Origin of the sequence: Fundidesulfovibrio putealis DSM 16056, assembly GCF_000429325.1 — a bacterium.
Classification (GTDB): domain Bacteria; phylum Desulfobacterota; class Desulfovibrionia; order Desulfovibrionales; family Desulfovibrionaceae; genus Fundidesulfovibrio; species Fundidesulfovibrio putealis.
The window spans coordinates 99,649-122,314 of record NZ_AUBQ01000005.1 but is presented as its reverse complement, the minus strand read 5'-3'; the positions used below and the strand labels follow the sequence as shown (position 1 = coordinate 122,314).

At 66.0% G+C, this 22,666-nt stretch carries 17 protein-coding genes and 1 riboswitch; of the genes, 9 read left to right on the top strand and 8 right to left on the bottom strand.

Features of this window, described 5'->3' with window-relative positions:
• Nucleotides 1-95: 95 nt before the first annotated feature.
• The 3 genes from G453_RS0105895 (at nucleotide 96) to G453_RS0105885 (ending at nucleotide 8,953) form a co-directional block, all read left to right on the top strand.
• Complete coding sequence (locus G453_RS0105895; RefSeq protein WP_027190303.1) at nucleotides 96-5,717, top strand: alpha-2-macroglobulin family protein; 5,622 nt, start codon at nucleotides 96-98, stop codon at nucleotides 5,715-5,717.
• Entirely contained in the window at nucleotides 5,714-8,038 is a 2,325-nt protein-coding gene (pbpC, locus tag G453_RS0105890; protein WP_043644681.1) for a penicillin-binding protein 1C, read from the top strand. The genes G453_RS0105895 and pbpC overlap by 4 nt, the downstream gene beginning before the upstream one ends.
• Nucleotides 8,039-8,308: 270 nt before the next feature.
• The gene (locus G453_RS0105885; RefSeq protein WP_027190301.1) at nucleotides 8,309-8,953 is read left to right on the top strand and encodes a VTT domain-containing protein; all 645 of its coding nucleotides are present in this window, start codon (nucleotides 8,309-8,311) and stop codon (nucleotides 8,951-8,953) included.
• 141 nt (nucleotides 8,954-9,094) lie between these two features.
• Here the strand turns inward: G453_RS0105885 and G453_RS0105880 are convergent, their stop codons facing one another.
• Together G453_RS0105880 and G453_RS0105875 are read right to left on the bottom strand one after the other, a co-directional pair.
• The gene (locus tag G453_RS0105880; protein ID WP_027190300.1) at nucleotides 9,095-9,490 is read right to left on the bottom strand and encodes a secondary thiamine-phosphate synthase enzyme YjbQ; all 396 of its coding nucleotides are present in this window, start codon (nucleotides 9,488-9,490) and stop codon (nucleotides 9,095-9,097) included.
• Between the two features lie 22 nt (nucleotides 9,491-9,512).
• Complete coding sequence (locus tag G453_RS0105875) at nucleotides 9,513-9,992, bottom strand: Lrp/AsnC family transcriptional regulator (RefSeq protein ID WP_027190299.1); 480 nt, start codon at nucleotides 9,990-9,992, stop codon at nucleotides 9,513-9,515.
• Between the two features lie 113 nt (nucleotides 9,993-10,105).
• Between G453_RS0105875 and G453_RS0105870 the strand changes: the two genes are divergently transcribed.
• Nucleotides 10,106-10,723, top strand: coding sequence for a LysE family translocator (locus G453_RS0105870; RefSeq protein ID WP_027190298.1), 618 nt, complete (start codon nucleotides 10,106-10,108; stop codon nucleotides 10,721-10,723).
• A gap of 31 nt (nucleotides 10,724-10,754) precedes the next feature.
• Here the strand turns inward: G453_RS0105870 and cobM are convergent, their stop codons facing one another.
• The 3 genes from cobM to G453_RS0105855 are packed head-to-tail and all read right to left on the bottom strand — an operon-like array spanning nucleotide 10,755 to nucleotide 13,703.
• Nucleotides 10,755-11,522 carry a precorrin-4 C(11)-methyltransferase gene (gene cobM, locus G453_RS0105865; protein WP_027190297.1) on the bottom strand — a complete coding sequence of 256 codons (768 nt, stop codon included), beginning with the start codon at nucleotides 11,520-11,522 and terminating at the stop codon, nucleotides 10,755-10,757.
• Nucleotides 11,519-12,409, bottom strand: coding sequence for a hypothetical protein (locus G453_RS22625; RefSeq protein ID WP_043644678.1), 891 nt, complete (start codon nucleotides 12,407-12,409; stop codon nucleotides 11,519-11,521). Before G453_RS22625 ends, cobM begins: the two co-directional genes overlap by 4 nt.
• A gap of 13 nt (nucleotides 12,410-12,422) precedes the next feature.
• Nucleotides 12,423-13,703: a bifunctional cobalt-precorrin-7 (C(5))-methyltransferase/cobalt-precorrin-6B (C(15))-methyltransferase gene (locus G453_RS0105855; RefSeq protein WP_027190296.1), complete on the bottom strand. Its 1,281-nt coding sequence runs from the start codon at nucleotides 13,701-13,703 to the stop codon at nucleotides 12,423-12,425.
• Nucleotides 13,704-13,899: 196 nt separating this feature from the next.
• On the opposite strand from G453_RS0105855, the gene G453_RS0105850 reads away from it, so the two are divergent.
• Nucleotides 13,900-14,205 carry a Dabb family protein gene (locus G453_RS0105850; RefSeq protein WP_027190295.1) on the top strand — a complete coding sequence of 102 codons (306 nt, stop codon included), beginning with the start codon at nucleotides 13,900-13,902 and terminating at the stop codon, nucleotides 14,203-14,205.
• Here G453_RS0105850 and cbiD read toward each other — a convergent pair.
• Both cbiD and G453_RS0105840 read right to left on the bottom strand, forming a co-directional pair.
• Entirely contained in the window at nucleotides 14,186-15,490 is a 1,305-nt protein-coding gene (gene cbiD / locus G453_RS22620; RefSeq protein WP_043644676.1) for a cobalt-precorrin-5B (C(1))-methyltransferase CbiD, read from the bottom strand. The two genes, G453_RS0105850 and cbiD, sit on opposite strands and share 20 nt — an antisense overlap.
• Nucleotides 15,487-16,896 (bottom strand): cobyrinate a,c-diamide synthase, encoded by a 1,410-nt coding sequence (locus G453_RS0105840; protein WP_027190294.1) that lies wholly within the window; start codon nucleotides 16,894-16,896, stop codon nucleotides 15,487-15,489. Before G453_RS0105840 ends, cbiD begins: the two co-directional genes overlap by 4 nt.
• 26 nt (nucleotides 16,897-16,922) lie before the next feature.
• Here G453_RS0105840 and G453_RS0105835 point away from each other — a divergent pair, with 26 nt between their 5' ends.
• Nucleotides 16,923-17,192: a helix-hairpin-helix domain-containing protein gene (locus tag G453_RS0105835; RefSeq protein ID WP_027190293.1), complete on the top strand. Its 270-nt coding sequence runs from the start codon at nucleotides 16,923-16,925 to the stop codon at nucleotides 17,190-17,192.
• 84 nt (nucleotides 17,193-17,276) lie between these two features.
• On the opposite strand, the gene wrbA is transcribed toward G453_RS0105835, so the two are convergent.
• A complete protein-coding gene (gene wrbA, locus G453_RS0105830) occupies nucleotides 17,277-17,888 on the bottom strand; it encodes an NAD(P)H:quinone oxidoreductase (RefSeq protein ID WP_027190292.1) in 612 nt (203 codons plus the stop codon).
• A gap of 98 nt (nucleotides 17,889-17,986) precedes the next feature.
• Nucleotides 17,987-18,118: riboswitch (cyclic di-AMP (ydaO/yuaA leader) on the top strand.
• A gap of 93 nt (nucleotides 18,119-18,211) precedes the next feature.
• Here wrbA and G453_RS0105825 point away from each other — a divergent pair.
• From G453_RS0105825 to G453_RS29170, 3 genes are all read left to right on the top strand, one after another.
• On the top strand, nucleotides 18,212-20,134 hold the full coding sequence (locus G453_RS0105825) for a potassium transporter Kup (protein WP_027190291.1): 1,923 nt from the start codon (nucleotides 18,212-18,214) through the stop codon (nucleotides 20,132-20,134).
• A 204-nt stretch (nucleotides 20,135-20,338) separates the two neighbouring features.
• Nucleotides 20,339-21,523 (top strand): glycosyltransferase family 4 protein, encoded by a 1,185-nt coding sequence (locus G453_RS0105820; RefSeq protein WP_027190290.1) that lies wholly within the window; start codon nucleotides 20,339-20,341, stop codon nucleotides 21,521-21,523.
• 146 nt (nucleotides 21,524-21,669) lie between these two features.
• Nucleotides 21,670-22,596, top strand: coding sequence for a DUF4365 domain-containing protein (locus G453_RS29170; RefSeq protein WP_084502131.1), 927 nt, complete (start codon nucleotides 21,670-21,672; stop codon nucleotides 22,594-22,596).
• The last annotated feature ends 70 nt before the right edge of the window (nucleotides 22,597-22,666 follow it).

Genomic DNA, 22,666 nt, shown 5'->3' with positions numbered 1-22,666 from the left:
GCGCGTCAAGCTTGACAAGGCTTTCGTCAGGCGTTGCAAAAGCGCGCCGTCGTGCTATCGTGGCAGGAACAGTATCAAATCCCAGGAGTTCGCCCATGAGCCAGAACGGCGCCCCGTCATCGGTCAAAACGCTTGTGATCATCGTGTTGCTGCTGGTGGTGGGCATCCAGGGATATTTCCTGTGGCGTGGCCAGGATCGCTTGGCGCCCGGCCAAACGTCGGACCAAAGCGCCGGGCAGGCTGCCGGACAACAGGGCGCCCAGACCCAGGCGGTCTCCCCTGCTCCGGCCGGCCCCGCTCCCGCGACGCCCGACAAGGCCCGCAACACCGTGTCCATCGCCAAGTTCTCCGTGGACTGGAAACACAGAAACACCCTACACATCGTGTTCGACAAGCCCATCGGCGAGGCCATGCTGGAGAAGCCCCTGGAAGGCTCGCCCTTCGCCCTGGACCCGGAGCTCCCCGGCCAGTGGTCCTGGTCCGCGCCGCAGGTGCTCACCTTCACGGCCAAGTCCGGCAACCGCTTCAGCACCAGCCAGAACTACAAGCTGACCGCCAACCCCGAAGCCTTCCTGCCCCAGGGCACGGCGCTTAGCGGGGACAAGACCATCACCGTGGCCCAGAGCTGCCTGTGGCTGCGCGAGTTCCGCACCTATTTCGACATAACGCCCGAGGACAAGACCAAGGGCCGGGCCTATGTGTGGATGTCCTTCAACGGCACGGTGGACCGGCAAGCCCTCTTGCGAAAGGTGACGTTCATCGACCCCCTGCGCGGCGAAGCGCGCCCCATCGCCGCCCAGTATCCCGACAAAAAGCCCGGCGAGGAAGGCCAGGAAGGCCAGGAAGGCCAAGACGATCCGGACATGCAGGGCGGCCCTGGCGGCCAGATCCTCTTGGTCAGCGAACCCGTGCCGCTCGATCCCAAGCGCACCCTGACCGTGCGCGTGGACCGCGACATCGACGGCGTGTGCCTGGGCGGCGGACCCGGCGAGGCCTGGCAGGCCCAGATCGCGGCCATCCCCGAGACCGGCGGCGACTTCTCCCTGGAGCGCGCCGAGCCCTACCCGCCCCAGGACAACGAACCCGCCGTGATCACGCTGCGCTTCAGCGCCAAGGTCGATCCCGGCGAGGTGAAGCGTGCTTTAAGCGTCACGCCCCAGGTGGCCTTCACCATCGAAGAGACCGAACCCGACCGCTCCATCCGCCTGCGCGGCCCCTTCCAGGCCGGGAATGCCTACACCCTGGCCCTGGACCAGGGCTTCAAGGCCATGGACGGCAGGAGCCTCGCCGGACGCCAGAGCCTCACCGTGAACCTGCCGGACCTTGGCCCCTCGGCCTCCTTCGCGGACAAGGGCATGTTCCTGACCAAGAGCGGCTCCAAGTCCGTGGCGGTCAGGTCCGTGAACACGGCTTCCGTTCGCGTGAACGTGGAGCGCGTGTACCGCAACAACATCTTCTTCAGCCTGAACTACTACGACGAGACCACCTTCGGCGACGCAGAGTACGGCGCGGACATGGAGCTTCTGCCCTACCTGGGGGACTCCCTGGCCGACTACACGGTGAAGACGCCCAAGGTGAAGAACCAGCAGCAGCGCACCACCACGGACCTGTGGCCGCACCTCAAGGACTTCGAGCCCGGCCTGTACCGGGTGCGCCTGGGCGCTAAGGAAGGCGGCAACTCCTACCAGAGCTGGCAGGACCAGCGCTGGATGCTCATCACGGACCTGGGCGTCGCGGCCAAGCGCGGGCATGACGACATCATGGTCTGGGTCAGTTCGCTCAAAGACCTGTCCCCGGTGGCCGGGGCGCGGGTGAAGGTGCTCTCCTCCAAGAACCAGGTCATCTGGCAGGGCACCACCGACGCGCGCGGCCTGTGGCTCGGGATCGGCCTTTCGGAGCTCGGCGAGGATCGCCAGCCCTACATGATCACCGTGGAAAAGGACACGGACTACTCCTTCCTGCAGTTCGAGCGCTTCCAGACCGACATGACGGGCCTTGACGTATCCGGCGTGGAAGTCGCCAAGGCGGGCTATCAGGCCTTCCTGTGGGGCGAGCGCGACATCTACCGCCCCGGCGAGACCGCCGCGGGCATGATCGCCGTGCGCGACCCGAGCCTCAAGACCCCGGCCCCCATGCCCGTGAAGCTGCGCTGGTCCGACCCGCAGGGGCGCGAGATCGGCCTGGAGACGGTCAAGACCGACGCCCAGGGCCTCGTGGCATTTTCGCGCACCATGCCCGTGCACTTCCCCACCGGGCCGTACCTGCTGGAGGCCATGGTGGGCGACGAGCCCATCGGCCAGTACCACTTCCAGGTGGAGGACTTCAAGCCCGACCGCATCTCCACCGCCGTGAAGCCGGACGTGGAGCGCGCCGCCCCCGGCAAGGACCTCAAATTCACCGTGGAGGGCCGCTACCTCTTCGGCGCTCCGGCGTCGGGCATGGCAAGCGAGGCCCAGGTGGTGCTCACCCCCGCGCCGTTTGCCCCCAAGGGTTTCGATGGCTACGTCTTTGGCGACCCGGAGCGCGTGTTCGAGCCCCAGACCATCTCCCAGGAGCAGGCCCAGTTGGATGATGAGGGGCGCGCCGCGTTCGCCGCAGCCGTCCCGGCAGGCCTTAAGCCCCCAGCGGCCCTGTATGCCGTGGTCACGGCCAGGGTCAGCGAGGCTGGCGGGCGCGGCGTGGCCGCGCGGGTGAAGATCCCCGTGGACGCCTACCCGGCCTATCCGGGCCTCAAGAAGCTCGGCGACTCGGGCCTTGCCCCCGGCCAAGCCCATACGTTCGAGTACGTGGTGCTGGACGGCCAGGGCCAGGAGGCCCAGGTGCAGGCCCTGACAGCGGAACTCTTCGAGGACCGCTGGCAGACCGTGCTTCGCCGCACCGAGGACGGGCGCGGCTTCAAGTATGAGACCAAGCGCGACGCCAAGCTGGTGGAGAAGCGCGTGCTGGCCTCCCCCGGAGCCAAGGGGCAGGTGGCCTTCACTCCGCCCAAATACGGCAGCTACCGGCTGATGCTGACCGACCCGGCCACCGGGTCCGCCGTGCAGCTCAGCTTCTGGGCCGACGGCCAGGGCTACAACCCCTGGGCCATGGAAAACCCGGCTCGCCTGGAATTCGTCGCAGGCAAGACCGACTACCTGCCCGGCGAGACCGCCAAGCTCCAGGTGCGCGCGCCCTTCCCCGGCAAGCTGCTGCTCACCGTGGAATCCACCGGCGTGAAGGACGTGTACGTGGTGGACCTGCCCGCCAACACCGGCGAGGTCAGCGTGCCGATTAAGCCCGGCTACGCGCCCAACGTGTACGTCACGGGCATGCTGGCCCGAAAAGGCACGGACGTGCACTCCAACCAGGCCGGGCGGGCCTTCGGCACCTTGTCCCTTAACGTGGCCCGCGAGGCCGGACGCCAGAACGTGGCCATCATGGCCCCTGAGCTGGTCAAACCCAAGACCAAGCTGACCATCACCGCCAAGGCCGATCCGGGGTCCATCGTGACCCTGGCCGCCGTGGACGAGGGCATCCTGCAGCTGATCGCCCAGAAGACCCCTGACCCCTGGGCCGCCTTCTACGCCAAGCGCGGCCTGGAGGTGACCTCCTACGACACCTGGGCCATGCTCCTGCCCGAGGCCAAGCCCCAGGTGAAGAAGTCGCCTGCTGGCGGCGACGAAGACCTGAGCCGCTTCCTGCGCACCGAATCGCCCCAGGGCGAAAAATCCGTGGCCTACTGGTCCGGCCCGCTGAAGGCCGACGCCCAGGGCCGCGTGCAGTGGACCATCGAGCTGCCCCAGTTCCAGGGGGCGCTGCGCATCATGGCCGTGGCCGTGAACGGGCTGCGCTTCGGCTCGGCCCAGCACATGACGCGCGTCAAAAGCCCGCTGGTGCTCCTGCCCACCTTCCCGCGCTTCGCCCAGATGGACGAGACCATGCGCCTGCCCGTGACGCTTCGAAATGACACCGGTGCGGACGGCAGTTTCAAGCTGTCCCTGGACGCGTCCGGCCCCATGAACGCGGACGAGCCGGTTAAATCGCTGGATATCCCCAGCGGCAAGGACCGCACCGTGTTCTTCACCGTGCGAACAGGCTCAGCTGAAGGCGTGGCTGCGCTGACGCTCAAAGCCGTGGGCAACAATGAATCCACGGACGCGCGGGCAGAACTGCTGGTGCGCTCGCCGCTGCCCGCCGTGAGCCGCATCCTGTCCGGTTCCAACGAAGGCCCGGTGGTTGACCTGAAGGCCGCCGATGCGGCGGGCTTCCTGCCCGGAACCCTGCGGCGCGACCTGCGCCTGGGGCGCTATCCCCTGGTGCGCTACGCCGGGAAGCTGGAGACGCTCCTGGGCTATCCCTACGGCTGCATCGAGCAGACCGTGTCCAAGGCCTTCCCGCTCCTGTACTTCTCGAACCTTGCCCGTGAACTGGAGCCGGAAGCGCTGGCCAAGTCCTCGCCCGAGGCGGCGGTGCAGCAGGGCATCAGCCGGGCGCTGTCCATGCAGCACTACTCCGGGGGCTTCGGCATGTGGCCGGGCGCGGAGCGCGAGCAGCCCTGGGCCAGCGTGTACGCCACCCACTTCCTGCTGGAAGCCTCCAAGGCCGGGTATCAGGTGGCCCCGCAGGCGCTTAATCAGGCCATGACCTATCTGGCCGAGTCCGTGAAGCGCCAGCAGACCACCCTCGGCGGGCAGAAGACCCAGGCCTACGGGCTGTACGTGCTGGCCCGCGCCGGAAAGCCGGACCGGGGCATGATGGATCATCTGCGCACCAAGATCGGCGCGAAGCTGCCCTCGGACGCCCGGGCGCTCCTGGCTGCGGCCTATGTTGCGGCAGGAAACGCCAAGGGCGGCGAGCCGCTGCTGGCTGACCTGACCCAGGCCGCGCCTGCGCCGCGTGCGGACGACGTGTTCGATTCGCCGCTTCGCGCCGTGGCCCTGACCCTGGCGGCCCTGGCCGATGCAAACCCCGCCGCGCCCGAGACCGCAGCTACAGCGCGGGAACTTGCCCGCCTCATGGAGACCACCCCGATCTATTCCACCCAGGAGGCCGGAATGGCCTTCATGGCCATGGGCAAGCTGTTCGCGCGCCAGCAGGCCACGGGAACCTGCGCCGGGCAGGTGCTGGCAGGCCAGAACGCGCTGGCCCGCTTCGACACCGCGAAAGTCACCGTCATGAAGAACATCCAGGGAGACGGCCCCTTAAGTCTGGCCCTGGACCCCGGCTGCGCCCCCGGCAGCGTGTTCTACACCCTGGACGCGCGCGGCATTCCGCAGCGCGACTCCTACAAGCCCTTCTCCAACGGCCTGGAGATCACCCGCGAGTTCCTGGACCGCGAGGGCAAACCCCTGAACATGGCCAAGCTCCCCCAGGGGGCCATGGTGGTGGTCAAGACCTCGCTGCGCTCCACATCCGGGCCGGTGGGCCACGTGGCGCTCTCGCAGCTTCTGCCTTCCGGCCTTGAGGTGGAGAACCCGAGGCTCGACACCACGGACCGCCTGCCCTGGATGGGTGAGAAAGCCGAACCGGCGGTCACCTCCTACGCCGACTACCGGGCCGACCGGGTCAACGTGTTCCTGGACCTGCCCGCAAACGACTGGAAGGTGGTCTACACCGTGTGCCGGGCCGTGATCCCCGGCACCTACACCCTGCCCCCGGCCCAGGCCGAGGCCATGTACTATCCCGAGATCAAGGCCGGGACCGACCTTGGAGCCATGAGCGTGGAAGGCGGTCAATGACGATTGGAAAACGGGGGCGGCGGCTTCTGGCCGTCGCCCTTGTGCTGCTCCTTGCGCCGCCAGCCGCCTTCCTGGCGCTTGACGCGCTGTTTCCCTTCCCGGTGGAGCGCCTGACCCCGCCCGCCGCCACCGTGGTGCTGGACAACCGCGACGCGCCCATCCGTTTCTTCCTGGCCCCGGACCAGTCCTGGCGCTTCCCCGTGGCCCTGTCCGAGGTGGCCCCGGTGTTCCTGGACGCGGTTCTCGCCAGCGAAGACCGCCGCTTCTTCATCCATCCCGGCGTGAACCCCGCGTCCATCCTGAAGGCGGCCGTGTCCAACCTGCGGGCCGGGCGCGTGGTGCGCGGCGGCTCCACCATCACCATGCAGGTGGCGCGTCTGGCCGAGCCCAAGCCCCGCACCATGGGGTCCAAGCTCATCGAGTGTTTCCGGGCCTTCCAACTGGAGCGCCACTTCACCAAACCCGAAATTCTTGAGTTCTACGTCAATCTTGCCCCGTTCGGCGGCAACATGGTGGGCATTGGCGCGGCCAGTTGGTTCTACTTCGGCAAGTCCCCCGCCGCCCTGTCCCTGGCCGAGTCCGCACTGTTGACCGCCATCCCGCGCGCGCCCAACCGCTATCATCCCGTGCGCCGCCCCCACACCGCCGGGCTGGCCCGCGCCTCGGTGCTCTCGGCCATGGCCGCCACCGGCGCAGCCCCGTATGCCGCAGCCCTGGAGGCCGCCGACCAGCCCCTGCCCGAACGCCTGACGCGCCCGCCGCTCATCGCGCCGCATCTGGCCCAGATGTTGAAAGACCGCGACCCTGGCCAGCCGCGCATCCGCACCACCCTGGACAGCCGCGTGCAGGAGCTGGCCCGCCAGGTGATGCGCTCGCGCCTCATCGAGCTTCGCGCCCAGGGCGTGGAGAACGCCGCCGTGGTGGTGCTGGACGTCAGGACCCGAGAGGTGCTGGCCCTGGCAGGCTCCGCCGACTATCAGGACATCTCCCGCTTCGGGCGCGTCAACGCGGCCACGGCCAGGCGCTCGCCCGGCTCGGCGCTCAAACCCTTCCTCTACGCCCAGGCATTTCAAGAAGGGCTCATCGCGCCCGAAAGCCTCATCCTGGACATCCCCATCACCCTGGGCAGCTACGACCCGCACAACTACGACGGCACCTACCGTGGCCGCGTGGAGGCCCGCGACGCGCTCATCCACTCGCTGAACGCCCCGGCGGTACGACTCTTCTCCGAGGTGGGGCAGGACCGCTTCCTGGCGCTTCTGCGCCAGGGGGGCCTGCGCAGCCTGGACCGGCCCGCCTCCCATTACGGATTGTCGCTGATCCTGGGCGGCGGCGAGGTGAGCCTTCTGGACCTCACCAACCTCTACGCCACGCTGGGCAGCGGCGGCCTGCACGGGCAGCCCCGAATTCTGGCCGACCGTCCGCCGAACTCCGTCTCCCGACTTTTCTCCCCGGAAGCCTGCGCCTTGGTCACGGACATCCTCTCCCGTCTGGAGCGCCCGGACCTGCCCGGCGGCATTGAACGAGCCAAGGGGGTTCCCGCCGTGGCCTGGAAGACCGGCACCTCGTTTGGCCACCGCGACGCCTTCGCCCTGGGCTACTCCTCGCGCTACGCCGTGGGCGTGTGGACCGGCAACGTGCAAGGCCGCGCCGTCAAGGGCATCTCCGGCGCGCGACAGGCCGCGCCGCTCCTGTTCGACATATTCCGCACCCTGGAGCCCGACGGTTCCGGCCTGCCAAGGCCCGACGGCCTGAACCTCGCCGAGGTGGAAGTCTGCGCAGTGTCTCGCCAGCTCCCCGGCCCGGACTGCGTACACCGCATAAAGCTCACCGCCATCCCCGGCGTCACGGTGCTTGCCCCCTGCTCCATTCACAAGCGCGTCCTGGTGGACGCCGCCACCGGCCTTCGCGTGGCCGGGGCCTGTCTGGACGGACGCGACGTGCGACAGGAAGTCATAACCGAGCACCCCGCCGAGCTGACCTCCTGGTGGCGTGCCGGGGGCATGCCCGTGGCCGAGATCCCCGCCCCCAGCCCCGACTGCCCCGAAGCACAAGGCGGCCAGCCGCCGCGCATCACCTCGCCCAAGCCGCAGGTGGTCTATCAGGTGCGCCCCGACGCCCCCGCGCAGTTCCAGCGCGTGGGGCTCACTGCCCAGGCCGGGCCGGACGCCGGGCGGCTGCACTGGTTCCAGGACGGGCTGCTGCTGGCCCACGGCGCGCCCGGAGAGCCGCTCTTCGTGGAGCTGGCACCGGGAACGCACAAGCTCATGGTGGTGGACAGCCAGGGCAGGAGTGACAGCGTGAGATATGTTGTTGAATAGGAGGGCGCATACGTGAAAAACATGAACTGTTTTTCACGCATATATTCAATGCTTTTCTCGTGATAGACTCGAGAATGCCAGATTCGGAGAGGAGCTGGGACTCCGTCCCAGTCCCTGCCAGGGCTCTGCCCTGGACCCGGCGGGCTCTGCCCTGGACCCGCCAGGGGGATGATCCCCCTGGACCCTCAGTGGGCTTCGCGGAGTGCGAGCGGGAGTCTGGTGGGTGAGCGGAAACTTGACGAAGCGTTAGTGGGATTTTTAGGAGTGTGAATGACGATGGCTGAAATCTGGGACGTGTTCATCCACCTGGAAGGTCATCTGCTCGGTTTGAACGCAGAATACGGCCTGTGGGTGTACGGGCTCATGTTCCTGGTGGTGTTCGCGGAGACGGGCCTTATCATCGCTACGGCGCTGCCGTCGGACACGGTGCTCTTCGCCGTGGGGGCGCTGGTTTCGCGCGGAGCGGACTTCAGCCTGTGGGGGACGCTTTTGCTGACCATCCTGGCAGCCTTTTTGGGCGACACCGTGAACTTCGCCTGCGGCCGCTACCTGGGCGGACACTTTTTCGCGCGGCGCAGGATTCCCTTCCTGTCTCCCCAGGCCCTCGAAAAAGCTCATCAATACTACGAACTCCACGGCGGCGTGACCATCATCGCCGCGCGGTTCGTGCCCATCCTGCGGGGCGTCGCGCCGCTGGTGGGTGGCATCGTGCGCATGGAGTGGCGCGAATTCCTGAAATACAACGCCATCGGCAAAATTATCTGGACGCCGCTGTACCTCTTCGGCGGCTACTTTTTCGGGCAGATTCCCTGGGTGCAGCAGAACTTCAACGTGGCCATCTTCTTCGCCCTGGGCGCGCCGCTCCTTGGCGTGGTAGCCCGCATGGTCTACCTGACCGTGGCCAAAGGACGCTGACCCGACGCAGCTTCCCCCCCATCCCGCGAAGCTAACTGAGGGTCCAGGGGGATCATCCCCCTGGCGGGAGAGTGCAGAGAGGGCGGAGCCCTCTTTGCCCGCCGGAGGCATCTTACTCTTCTCTTCTCTCCCTCTTCCCCCTCACGCGCCCATCCACTGCACCCACAGCTGCCGGTTCCTGGGGCCGTCGAACTCGCAGAAGAACACGCCCTGCCACGTGCCCAGGCGGATGCGCCCGCCCTCCACGATCAGGCTCAACCCCGGCCCCATGCAACTGGCCTTCACGTGCGCGTCGGAGTTGCCCTCGCTGTGGCGGTAGTCGCCCTCCTTGGGCACCAGCCGGGAGAGCGTGGCCAGCACGTCGCGCACCACGTCCGGGTCGGCGTTTTCGTTCACGGTCAGGCCTGCGGTGGTGTGGGGGCAGTGCAGGAACAGCATGCCGCTCTGCCAGCCATTTACGGCTACAATGTCCTGAAGCTGCGCGGTGATGGCCACCAGGTCTTCGCGCCGGGCGGTCTTGACGGTCAAGGTGTGCATGAGGGCTCCTTCGTGTGTGAAGTTATACCGGCAGACGTGTGGAGGCTTTGACTTCGCGCAGCGACAGGCTGGAACGAATGGAGGTGATGCCGGGCATGCCGCGCAGCACCTCGGAAACAAAACGCCCATAGGCGTCCAGGTCCGGGGCCACGATCTGCAGGAAGTAATCGGCCTCGCCGGTGACGTTGTGGCAGGAGAGCACCTCGGGAATGGCCTGGATTGCCTCCTCGAAGCGCGCCGGGGCGTCGCTGGCGTGGTTACCGAAGGAGATCTGCACCAGGGCCAGCACGCCAAAACCCATGCGGCGGCGGCTCAGGTTGGCCTGATACCCCTCGATGAACCCTTCGGCTTCCAGGCGCTTGAGCCGCCGCCAACTGGGCGTCTCGCTCAGAGACAGGGCCTCGGCCAGACGCGCGTTGGACATGCGCCCGTCCTGCTGTACCAGGCGCAGAATGCTGCGGTCCACCTCGTCCAGCCCTGATTCCGCAAGAGTCTTTCCCATTTATGCCTCTGTTTAAATTTATCTGCCCAAGTATTGAGAAATCAGCATGGGAAAAGCAAGGCAATTTCCTTCCTGGGCGACTATTCTGCCAAAAGGAGTCCAGGAGGGCCGCCATGATCGAAGCAGACGTGTTCGCTGTGTATCTCGCCGCCGTGGCGGCAGTGTACCTGACCCCTGGCCCGGACATGGCGCTTATCATGGCCGTATCCGCCGGGAACGGGGCGCGCGCGGGGTTTTGCTGCGCCGGGGGCATCGCGGTCGCGCGGTTTGCGCACGTGATGGTCTCGGGGTTGGGGCTGGCGGCGTTGTTGTCGGAGCAGCCCGCGCTGCTCCTGGCGGTGCGGGGCGCTGGCGCGGCCTACCTGCTGTGGCTGGCCTGGAAGCTCTGGCGCGCGAAGCCGGGCGCTGCGGAGCAGGCACGGGAGGAGCTGTCGCCATGGGGCGCGGTGGCGCGCGGCTTCCTCACCAATCTGCTCAACCCCAAGGCGCTGATGTTCTGCGCCATGCTGCTGCCGCAGTTCGTCTCGCCCGAACGCGGGCCGCTGCTGGTTCAGTTCGTGTGGCTGGGGGCGGTGCTGGTGGCGGCGGGTTGCCTGTTCGACGCAGGATACGTGCTGGCGGCCAGCGGGCTGGCGCGACGGGTCAACGTTTCGGGCAGGCTGTCGCGGGTGCGCAACAAGGTGATGGGCTCGGTATTCGTGGCTCTGGCCGCGCGGCTGGCCGCAGGGTGAAGCGCGAGAGGCCAAGCGAGTTCAGACGGGGTCAGGCTGGCTCATGTCCCTGGCGGCTGCCGTGGGTGAAGGCCGGGTCGTAGAGCTTGGAGCGCGTGTCCGAGCCGTAGCCGGGCAGCACCAGAAAGAGCGTCTGGCGGGTCAGTCCGCGCTGGCGCACAAGCTCCGGAAAGTCCGCCACGGTGCAGACGTGCACTTGCTCTTCGGGCCAGCCCACGCGGTGGGCCACGGCCACGCAGGTGTCCGGCGGATAGCCCCCGGCCAGAAGCTCCTCGCGCACGCCTTCGGGGTCGGTGGAGCTCAGGTACACGGCCAGGGCGCTGTGGTGCCGGGCCAGTTCGCGCAGGGCCTCGGCTTCGGGGACGGGCGTGCGCCCTGCAAGGCGCGTGAGGATGAGCGTCTGGGTGACTTCCGGCGCGGTGACCGAAATCTTGAGTGCGGCGGCGGTGGCGGCGGCGGCGGTCACGCCTGGCACCACGGCGTAGTCCACGCCCTCGGCGTCCAAAAGGCGGGCCTGTTCGGTGACGGTGCCGTACAGGGCGGGGTCCCCGGCCTGGAGGCGCACCACGCGTCCGCCGCGCGAGAGGGTGTCCATGATGGCGGCGTGTGTCTGTTCCAGGGTCATGGAGGCGCTGTCCAGGCGCTCTGCTCCCGGCTTGGCCAGATCAACGATATCCTTGGGCGTCAGCGACCCCGGATAAATCACCAGATCGGCCTGGGCGATGAGCCGGGCCGCCTTGACGGTCAGGAGTTCCGGGTCGCCGGGTCCGGCGCCGACGAAGTGCATCCTGGAGGTCATGGCTGTTTGCCCTGGGGCGCTGCGGTGCGCCCGGAAGTGTCCGAGCGGTCGGAGAGGCGGTTGAAGGTCCAGGTGAGGGCCACGGCGTAGACCGCCGCGCCCACGCCCAGGAGCGTGTTGAAATAGGGCGGCGCGGCCAGGGCGAGGCGGATGCCGAGCGTGGCCAGGGCGTAGCCGGAGTTGCGGAACACCGCCAGGTAGCCGGGGATGAACCGCTGGGACAGAAGCACCAGCAGGATGTCCGAAAACACCAGCACGGTGTAGAAGGTGTCGAAGAAATCGAAGGTGTGCCTGCCGCGCACGGCGTCGCTGATGGCCATGGCCCCAAGCACCGTGAAGAGCCCGAGCAGGAACAGGGCCACGATCTTCTTGGAGGCGATGAAGGAGTAGCGGGCGTGGCCAGAGCGGGCCAGCGTCTGCTTGGGCTGCTGGAGCCGGTCGTACACGCCGAGCAGCCCGAAGATCAGCAGCGCGCCCACCCCGTCGGACACGATGTGCAGGATGGGCGTCCAGTCGGCGGTGACGTGGATGGGCTCGGGCAGGTTGACCAGCTCCTTGAAGGAGTTGCGCAGAAGAATCAGGGACAGGATCTCGAACTGCTTGCCCATGGACTTGGAGAAGGAGCAGGGCAGGATGAAGATGAGCCCGATGACCTCCAGGATGAGCACCAGGGTGAAGGCCAGGCCCACGGCGTGGAAGTGGTTGTCCGGCGTGAGGACGTGCAGCCAGGGGGGGAGCAGGCCGTGCCGCTTGAGCTCGATGCAGGCCAGGGCTGCCAGGAAGATGATGACCAGCGCCCCGGAGATGGCCCGCTCGGTCCTGGGGTTCTCCCAGAAGCGGACCATGGGCTCGAAGATGTTGGTGACGGATTCGTAGATGCTCTGCATGCGCCAACCTGTATCACGAAGAAGAGGGTTTGTCCGCAGCCACGATGAAGATGGGGTTCTGCGCGGACAGGCGCAGGTCCCCGGCCAGGGGGGCGGACACCCCGGCCTGCACCTGCGTGACCTCCACGGGCCAGCCAAGCGCCTGGAAATGTTCCAGCGCTGCGTGCAGCGACCCCAGGAGCACCGTGTTGGCCACGATGCGCCCGCCGGGCTTCAGCCTGCGGCAGGCCTCGGCCAGCGCGCCCGGCTTGGCCTTGCCGGAAGCTGGCGCTTTTGCCGCGCCCACGGCTCCAGGGTTTCCCAGCGACCCGCCCACGAACACCCGGTCCGGATCGGGAAGCCCCACGAACGCCTCGGGGGCCGCGCCCTTCACGGCCTTGACCAGCCACGCGCCGCTGCGGCGGATGTTCTCCTTGATGGCCTGATGGCGCTCGGGGTCGCGCTCCACGGCGAAGACCCGCCCGCGCGGCATGAGCGCCAGCGCCTCGATGCCCACCGACCCGCACCCCGCGCCCACGTCCCACAGCACGGCGTCAGGCGTCAGGCGAAGCGCCGCCACGGAGCAGGCCCTGGCCGGGCCTTTGGTGATGAGGCCGTCGTGGCGGTGGTAGAAATCGTCAGGTCGGCCGAGCATCGGCCGGGCGTCCGACGCGGACGCAATCTGGACGATCACCAGATTGAGCGGGGCGAACTCCTCGCGCGCGGCCTCGGCGGGGCTTAAGCGGCGCAGGCGCTCCTCGGGGCCGCCCAGGTTCTCGCACACCCACAGGACAGCGTCGTCCAGGGAATATTCCAGCAGGAGCATGCCGATGGCCGAGGGCGTGTTGACCTGATCGGTGTACACGGCGGCGCGGCCCGAGGCGGCCAGGGCCGCGAGCAAGGGGCCGGGGTCGTCTCGCCCGTGCAGGGACACTGCGGCGAGATCGTTCCAGGTGAGGCCCAGGCGGGCGCAGGCAGCCTGTACGGCGGTGATGCCCGGCGTGAAGTGCAGCGCGTCCGCCCCGAAGTGTTCCACCAGCCGGGTTCCGATGCCGTAGAACAAAGGGTCGCCGTCGGCCAGCACGGCCACGCGCAGGCCCTCGGCGCGGGCCTTGGCCATGCGTTCCAGGGCCTCGGACAGGGGCGAGCCCACCACGATGCGCTCGCCGGGCAGATGGGCGAAGCGGGCCAGAAGCCTCGCGCCGCCCGCCAGGACGTCCGCGCTGACAAGGCGCTCCATTTCGGCCCGGTTGAGCGAAGAGCCCATGCCCAGGCCGAGCACTTCGATCAGGGGGTCTGTCAGTCGATTCTTCATGGAATGCCTTTACGCGTGGGGTCCGCGTTATCCTGCTGATTTGCCGTGCCTCGCCGGGCGGACTGGCGGGAGTCTTGCGTGCTGGCGGCAACACCGTGTACCGTGAGCCCGCACCTGAACGCCAGCCCCTCGCGGCTGCCCGGAGGCGGCCCGGCTGAGGTAAAACACCGGTTACCCGGAAACGAAAGGATTTATCATGATCAAGCACATCGTCATGTGGAACCTCAAGGAAGAAGCCGAAGGCAAGACCAAGGCCGAGAATCTCGCCGCCATGAAAGCCATGCTGGAAGCGCTGCCCGCCAAGGTGCCCGGCTGCGTGGAGCTGGAAGTGGCCACCGACGGCCTGTTCGAGTCCGTGCCGCCCACGGACATCGCCCTGTACACCGCTTTCAAGACCAAGGAAGACCTGAAGGCCTACGCCATCCACCCCGAGCACCAGAAAGTGGTGGCCTTCATCAAGGCCGTGGCCTCCGAGCGCCGCGTCATCGATTACGAAGTGTAGGCTTCGGCCCCGTCCCGGCGGGAACTTCGGCCAGGACGCCCGTTTCGAACCCGAAACAGACAATTTCGACCTCTGGTTGCGGCCCGGTGCTGAAAAAGGACCGGGCCGTTTCCAGTGCGCGGGCTGCGGTCAGGGCCGCGAAACGCTGGCGGATTTCGCCATCAGGCACGATCTCCAGGGCGTGGCGGGCGGTGTTGGCCTGGGCCACGGCGCGCCAAGCCTCCGGGGGCGCTCCGGCCTGGGCGGCCAGCCCGGCCAGGGCCGCGAAGTTCGTGGGCTGGGCGTGGGCGTGGGTGTACTCCAGGCCCTGGGCCATCTTGGCCAGCTTGCCGAAGAAGCAGCCCCAGACGATGCGCGAAAAGCCCATCTCCTGCGCCCTTTTCATAGAGAATCCGTAGAAATCAGCAGCCTGCACGAAGCACAGCTCCGGCAGTTCCGGACGGTGCGCCATGAGCATGCGCTCGCTGCGCCGCCCGGTGGAGAAGGCTGCGGTGTCGATTCCGGCGGCGCGCGCCACCTGGAGGCCGGACTCGATGGTGGCCTTCCAGGCCTCGTGGCTGTAGGGCTTGACGATGCCCTGCGTCCCCAGGATCGAAATTCCTCCCACGATGCCCAGTCGAGGATTCAAAGTGCGGCGGGCGATGGTCTCGCCGTCCTCCACTTCGATGGTCAGCCGGACTTCGCCCGCGAACCCGGCCTGGTCCAGAACCTCCCGCGCAGCCTGCTCGATCTGGGCGCGCGGCACGGGGTTGATGGCGGGTTGTCCCACGGCCACAGGCAATCCAGGCAACGTCACGCGCCCGACGCCGCGCCCGCCGAGAATCTCCACCCGGACTTCTCCTGCTTCCGCAAGGCCCCCCTCCCCCGATTCAACCTCACGCCCAACTCCGGCCTCTCCCGCGAACATCGCAGGAACCTCCCCCCGCTGACCGCCCCCACTCCCTGGTCCAGCGTCACCGGCGTCCCCCATTAGGGTTTCCAAAGGGCGGAGCCCTTTGGCCGCCGGAGGCCTCTTCTCCTCTCTTATAATTCTTACCACGCAGGAAATACGCGCCTTGTTGGTGGCGTCGGGGTCGTCGCCCGCGTCCTTGACCACCGTCGCCCTGACTCCAGCCTCTTCCCGCGCCACACTGTCAACGGGCACGTCCAGCCTGCCGCCGCCGGGCAGGGGGATGTCGGCTATCCGGGTCTCCTTCCCTTCCAACAGGAAAGAAAGCGCGGCCTTGGCCGCAGCAGCCGCAGCCGAACCGGTGGTGAATCCCTGTCGTAGAGTCCGCGTGGTCATGCATCCTCCGCGCGGCGCATGGACGCCACGAAGTTCCCGGCCAGAGCGGGGTTGGAGGCGAAATGCAGATGCACATAGCTGCCGAGCGTGTTCCCGGCGAGAAAGCCCTCGGGCGTATCCAGCGGGCCTTTGCGCCCGGCCAGGGAGTAGACGGCTGGCGCGTCTGGGGCGTTCTCCAGGCTTGAATAGTGGAACTCATGGCCGCGCGCCGCCGTGCCCTGCGGCCCGAGCGGCGTGTCTGCGGTGAAGCGGGCCTCACGGTAGCCCAGCGCCGAAAAGCGCGTCTGCATGCGGGCCGCGCAGGGGAACACCCCGGCCATGGGCCAGGAGCGGCCCTCGGCGTCCACGATGGCCTGCATGAGTGCCATGAACCCGCCGCACTCGGCGTAAACCGGCCTGCCGGACAGGGCGAAGGCGCGGATGGCCGCCAGCATGGAGGCGTTCTGCGAGAGGGCCTGGGCGTGCAGCTCGGGATAGCCGCCGGGCAGATACAGCCCGTGGAGATTTTCGGGCAGGCGGGAGTCGGCCAGGGGCGAGAAGGGGACGATCCCGGCTCCTGCGGCTTCCAGCAGGCGCAGGTTCTCGGCGTAGGCGAAACAGAAGGCCCGGTCTCGGGCCACGCCCAGGCGCACGGGTTGCGTCCTGTCGGCCCTCGGCTCCGCCTGCTCCTGCGGAGACAAATCCAACGGAGTATCCGGCAGCGCTTCCAGGAGCGCGTCCAGCAACGTCCCGGCCTCCACCCAGTCGGCCAGCCGGGTAAGCCATGCGGGCAGGCTTCGGCCAGCGTCCAGGTCCTGGCCCAGGTCCTGGCCCAGATCCTGGGCGGTAACGAGGCCCAGATGGCGCGAGGGCAGCGCCAGTTCCGGGGCCTTGGGCAGATAGCCCAGCACCCGGATGCCCGCCTGCATCATGGCCTCGGACAGGATCTCGCGATGCCCCGGCCCGCCCACGCGGTTGAAGACCACCCCGGCCAGGGACAGCTGCGGGTCGAAGCGCGCGAAGCCCTGGGCCACGGCGGCTGCGCTGCGGGCCATGCCCGAGGCGTCGATCACCAGAAGGACCGGGACGCCAAGCATCTTGGCCATGTGGGCCGCGCTACCGCGCTCGTTTGTGCCTGATGCTCCGTCGAACAGGCCCATGGCCCCTTCGGCCACGGCCAAGTCCGCGCCGAACGCGTACCGGGCGAAGATTTCCCGGTTGGCCGCCTCGGAGAGCATCCAGGAGTCCAGGTTGTGGCTTGTGCGCCCGCAGGCCAGGGCGTGCAGCCCGGGGTCGATGAAGTCCGGTCCTGTCTTGAAGGGCGCGCAGGAAAGGCCCCGCCGGGTGAGCGCGGCCAGAAGCCCCAGCGTCAGCGAGGTCTTGCCGCACCCGGAGTGCGTGCCGGATATGAGCAGGCTTTTTGTCATGGCCGTGAAATGATAGGGGAGGCCCCATGGACAAGCAAACGGAAAAGCTCCTGCGCACCATTCCGGGCGTGGGACCGGCCATGGCCCTCGACCTCTGGGAACTCGGCATCCGCACCATGGAGGACCTCGCCCGCCGAGACCCACAGGAGATGTACGACACCCTGATCGCCCAGCGGGGCAAGCACCAGGACCGCTGCGTGCTCTACGTGTTCCGGGAGGCGGTCTACTTTGCCGCCACCCCGCCCGCCCGGCGAGACCCGGATAAGCTCAAATGGTGGAACTGGAAGGATCGCTGACGTGCGATGGCCCTCGCGTCCTGCTGGGGGACTGTTCTCCCGGTGAACGCGAGGGCATTGCTTCATATTGTTCAAACAACGGCGCTACCTGGTGAGCTTCGTGGCGATTTCCGCCACGTGCCTGCCCTGCCAGCGCGCCCCGGCAAGTTCGATCTCGGTGGGCATGCGCGAGCCGTCGCCGCCCGCGATGGTGCTGGCCCCGTACGGCGAGCACCCCTTGATCTCCTCCACGCCCATCTGGCCCTGGTAAGCGTAGGGCAGGCCAACGATCACCATTCCCTGGTGCAGGAGCGTCACGTGGAACGTCAGGATGGTGGATTCCTGTCCGCCGTGCTGCGTGGCGGAGCTTGCGAACACCGAGCCCACCTTGCCCACCAGCGCCCCTTTCATCCACAGGCCGCCGGTTGCGTCCAGGAACTGGCGCATCTGGCCGCACATGTTGCCGAACCGCGTGGGCGTGCCGAAAATGATGGCGTCGGCCTCGGCCAACTCGTCCACGGTGCAAACCGGCACCGCGCTCTGCGCCGCCTGGGCCGCCGTGGCGCCCATTTTCTCCAACACCTCGGCGGGCAGCGTCTCGGGCACGCGGCGCATAATCGGCGTCGCGCCTGCCACCTGGGAGACGCCTTCGGCCACGGCCTTGGCCATGGTCTGGATATGTCCATACATGGAATAGTACACGATGAGCACGTTCATGATTGCCTCCAAAAAAAGGGAAGATGCTCCCTGATAACCGAATTTGGAAAAAAGGAAAGCGCGCGGCGTTGACTCCGCAAACCCTCGGGCGTAGATGCCGCAATGAATCGCTGAGTCCCGCCATGGGCGGGAGCGGGGGACCCATTTTTTGGGGCGAATCGCGCATGCGCGTAGGGCACCTTTCGGCCCGAGCCCGTCAGCTAACCTCGTAAGCGTCGAAGGGAGACCTCCTAACTGGTGTGGGGGCCTTCCCGAGTACCCACACCTGCGCTTGAGCCCGAGCCTTTGCCCGTGCTTCAGCCCACGCTTAGGAGGCCTTTTTCATGCGTCCCTGCTCCCTGCCCGAGGACTCTTCTTCCCATTCGCCCCACGGCGGCTCCTGCACCAAGGCCCAGACCGCGTCGCTGGCCCTGGCCGCACTGGGCATCGTCTACGGCGACATCGGCACAAGCCCGCTCTACACCATCAAGGAATGCTTCCACGGCATGCACGCCGTGCCCGTCACCCAGGCCAACGTGCTGGGGGTGCTGTCCATGGTGTTCTGGTCGCTCATGATCGTGGTGAGCCTCAAATACGTGGTGTTCATCCTGCGCGCCGACAACAAGGGCGAGGGCGGCATCTTCGCCCTGCTGGCCATGCTGCGCTCCGGCCCGGCCAGCAAGGGCCGCTACTGGCCGTACATGCTCCTCATGGCCGCGTTCGGCGCGGCGCTCCTCTACGGCGACGGAGTGATAACCCCGGCCATCTCCGTACTGTCCGCCATCGAGGGCCTGGAAGTGGCCACCGCCGCCGCCAAGGACTACGTGGCCCCCCTGACCTGCGTGGTGCTGGTGGGCCTGTTCATGTTCCAGAAGCACGGCACCGCAGCCATCGGCAGGATCTTCGGGCCTGTGATGATCCTGTGGTTCTGCGTCATCGGCGGGCTCGGCCTTGCCGAGATCATCGCCGAGCCCATGATCCTCTCGGCGCTCAACCCCGCCTGGGCCGTACAGTTCTTCTCCATCAACAACCTGCACGGCATCGTGGTTCTCGGCTCCGTGGTGCTGTGCATCACCGGCGGCGAGGCCCTCTACGCCGACATGGGCCACTTCGGACGCCTGCCCATCCGCCTGTCCTGGTATTGCATCGTGCTGCCGGGGCTGCTGCTCAACTATTTCGGCCAGGGCGCGCTGCTCCTGGATCATCCGGACATGGCCTTCAACCCCTTCTACGCCCTGGTGCCCAAGCTCATGCTCTATCCCATGGTGGTGCTGTCCACGGCGGCCACCATCATCGCCTCCCAGGCCATGATCTCGGGCGTCTACTCCCTGACCCAGCAGGCCATCCAGCTCGGCTTCACGCCGCGCATGCACATCGTGCACACCTCCAGCCAGGCCATCGGCCAGATCTACCTGCCCACAGTCAACTGGATGCTCATGATCGCCTGCATCGGGCTGGTGCTGGTCTTCCAGGAGTCCAGCCGCCTGGCCGCCGCCTACGGCATCGCCGTCACCGCCACCATGGCCATCACCTCCATCCTCTATTTCGAGGTGCTGCGCCTCAACTGGAAGTGGCCCCTGTGGAAGGCCCTGCCACTCCTGGTGCTGTTTCTCTTTTTCGACGGCTGCTTCCTGGGCGCGAACCTGCTGAAAATCGTGGACGGCGGCTGGTTCACCCTGAGCCTGGCCCTGGCCATCCTGATGGTGATGGTCACCTGGCGCGACGGGCGCGCCATCCTGGCCCGCCACTACGGACACATGCGCATGCCCGTGGACATCTTCCTGCGAGACATCGCCGAGTACAAGCCGCAGCGCACCTCCGGCACCGCCGTGTTCATGTCCATCTCGCCCGAGGGCGTGCCGCACACGCTGCTGCACCACTTCAAGCACAACGAGGCCATGCACGAGCGCGTGGTGCTTCTGTCCATCCTGGCCACCGAGTCGCCCCAGGTCGCGCCCGAAGACCGGGTCACCATTGAGGACCTGGGTCAGGGGTTCCACAGGGTGATCGCCCGCTACGGTTACATGGAGTCGCCCCGCGTGCCCGAGATCCTGGAACTGGCCACCGAGAAGGGGCTCCCCCTGGACGTGTACTCCACCTCCTTCTTCCTGGGGCGCGAGACGCTCCTGACTACCGGAGACGCCCCCATGGCCCAGTGGCGCAAGACGATCTTCGCGTTCATGTCGCGCAACTCCTGGAACGCCACGTCGTTCTTCAACATCCCGCCTGGGCGAGTTGTTGAGCTTGGGAACCAGGTGGAGTTGTAAGAGTAAGAGTTAAGATGCCTCCGGCGGCCAGGGGGAGAAGCCTCCCCCTGGACCCGGCTACCAGCTTCGCGGGATGGGAGGCGGCTTTGCCGTGGTTCGGGCATTGCCGCCAGAAACCCGAACGCGAAAAGGGGCTTTGCCAACCCCCCGCCCCCAATGCTATCCACCGCCCGGTCAATCAATCAGTCGAGCGAGTGGGAAATCATGCGCATCTTCATCCCGGCCATGGGCCGCGTGAACACCAAAAACCGCGACGGCAGCGAAGTCCGCTTCTCGGAGATCGCCCGCCGCTGGCTCGCCTGGGGCCAGCGCCTCGTGGTCATGCTCCCCAGACGCCAGATCGGCGTCTTCGAGTCCCAGAACGTCCTGGGCATGGACTATCAGGTGTTCCCCGAGCCCTTCACCAGCGAGGCCGACAGCCTGGGCAACGTGCTGAAAACGTATCTGTGGCGGCTTTTCCGCTGCCTGTTCGTAAGCTATCCCAAACAGCTTGACGCCATTTACGCCCCGTCCGACTTCCTGGTGGACCTCGTCCCGGCGCTTCTGGCCAAGCTGAGAAACCCAGCGGCCAAGCTCACCGTGTGCGTGTTCCTCATCGCGCCCAACCCCTTTCGCGGCTACGAGAACGTGTTCCGCCCGCGCTGGCGCGTCCCCACCATCCGGGGCCTGCTCTACTGGTCCACCCAGATGCTGGCAGTCGGCCTCACGCGCCTGTTCAAGGGCCGCATGCTGGTGCTGAACTCCCTGGACCGCGACACGCTCCTCGCGCGCGGCGTGGACCCCGCCGCCGTCGCCGTGGTCACCATGGGCGTGGACATGACCGAGTTCGATTCCGTGCAGGTCACCCCCGACACCCCCCGCTACGACGGAATCTTCCTGGGACGCCTGCACCCCCAGAAGGGTCTCCTCGATCTGGTGAAGATCTGGCGCAAAGTCTGCGACGCCAAGCCCGGCGCGCGGCTGGCCATCATCGGCGGAGGCAGCGACTCCTGGTTCGCGCGCCTGAAATCAGACATCGACGCAGCCGGACTCGCCGCCAACGTGGACCTCTTGGGGTTCAGGCAGGGGGCTGAGAAGGTCCGTCTGCTCAAGAACGCCGGATGTTTCTGCATGCCCAGCCACTACGAGAGCTTCGGGCAGGTGGCCGTGGAAGCCATGGCCTGCGGACTGCCTGTGGTGGCCTACGAGCTGGCGATTTATGACGAAATCTTCCCCGGCGGCATGGTGCGCCGCCCCCAGGGCGACGTGGCCGGATTCGCCGCCGCAGTGGTCGACCTGATGGATAATCACGAACGCCGCGCCGCGCTGGTGGCCGAGGCCGCCCAGGTGGCCTGCCGCTTCGACTGGGAACAGATCGCCCGCGATGAGCTGGAAATGGTGGGGAAATAGACAACGAGGAAGAGGGGAATTGGAACTTGCTGAGTCTTCGTTTCCTCAACACAAACACAACGATGGGCGTGTGACAGGCGCAGAAACAACTTTGATGATTATTGCTGGCAGTTATAATGAGTAAAAGCCAAGACTTATAACTCACCATGAATAACAGGCATATCACATCGCACAAAAGAACGTTTCAACATGAGATGGAAACAAAATCTCGTGAGATGTTCCAGCGGCTTATTCCTTCTCACTGGGTTGTCAGGAACTATGACTACCCAGACTATGGGATTGATTTATCCATTGAGGTGTTTGACAAAATAGATTCTGAATACTCAACAACATCTGGAGAACATTTTTTTGTACAATTAAAGTCCACAAACGCATGCGAACACACCAAACTATCGCTCGATGCAGACTTTTCTATTGATGTTGTGAAATTCACCATTGAGACCAAATCACTGCACACCGCCCGAAAGATGGGCACGGCTGCCCCACTACTCTTAGTCTTAGTATGTTTTAAAAGTGAGCAAATTTATTATTTGTGTTTGAATGACTACATCTCCTCATGCGACGTACGCATTCGACAAGGCCAGAATACTAAAACAATATACATACCCAAGTTAAACACCTTGACACCAGACAGCGCCCATATGCGGCTGCGCCTCTATTCAACTAGGGCAAAGCTGTTCTCACTCTTCTCATTACTTGAGTACCAGCGATCCAAAATACTGTACATGCTAGATGCATACGACCATCTTAAACTCATCCCGCCGGACAAGGCACAAATCAAATGTTTTATAAATGAGATTCTCTGTAGAGATATTTGGGGAATTGATCACCCATGGCAAGGCATTTCCTTGATTCATGATGAGTTCATTCAACCATTAAAAGAATATCTTGAGACTGGAACGATGAGGGACACCCGATCCAATTTATCAACCATATTAGATCTCTTCGGAGAAGTAAATCTTGTCAGACACATTTGGGAACAAATGTGTAACTTACACAGCGTGTTCCATGAGATAATACGTCAAAGGGAACTCCCAACTGACATCGAAGGAATATTCACGAAAAACAACTAATGTATTTTGCCGCACTCTTGTCCTTCTATCTTAAGAAGGCTCCGCCTCGCCCGAATCGAGAATCTGGGCC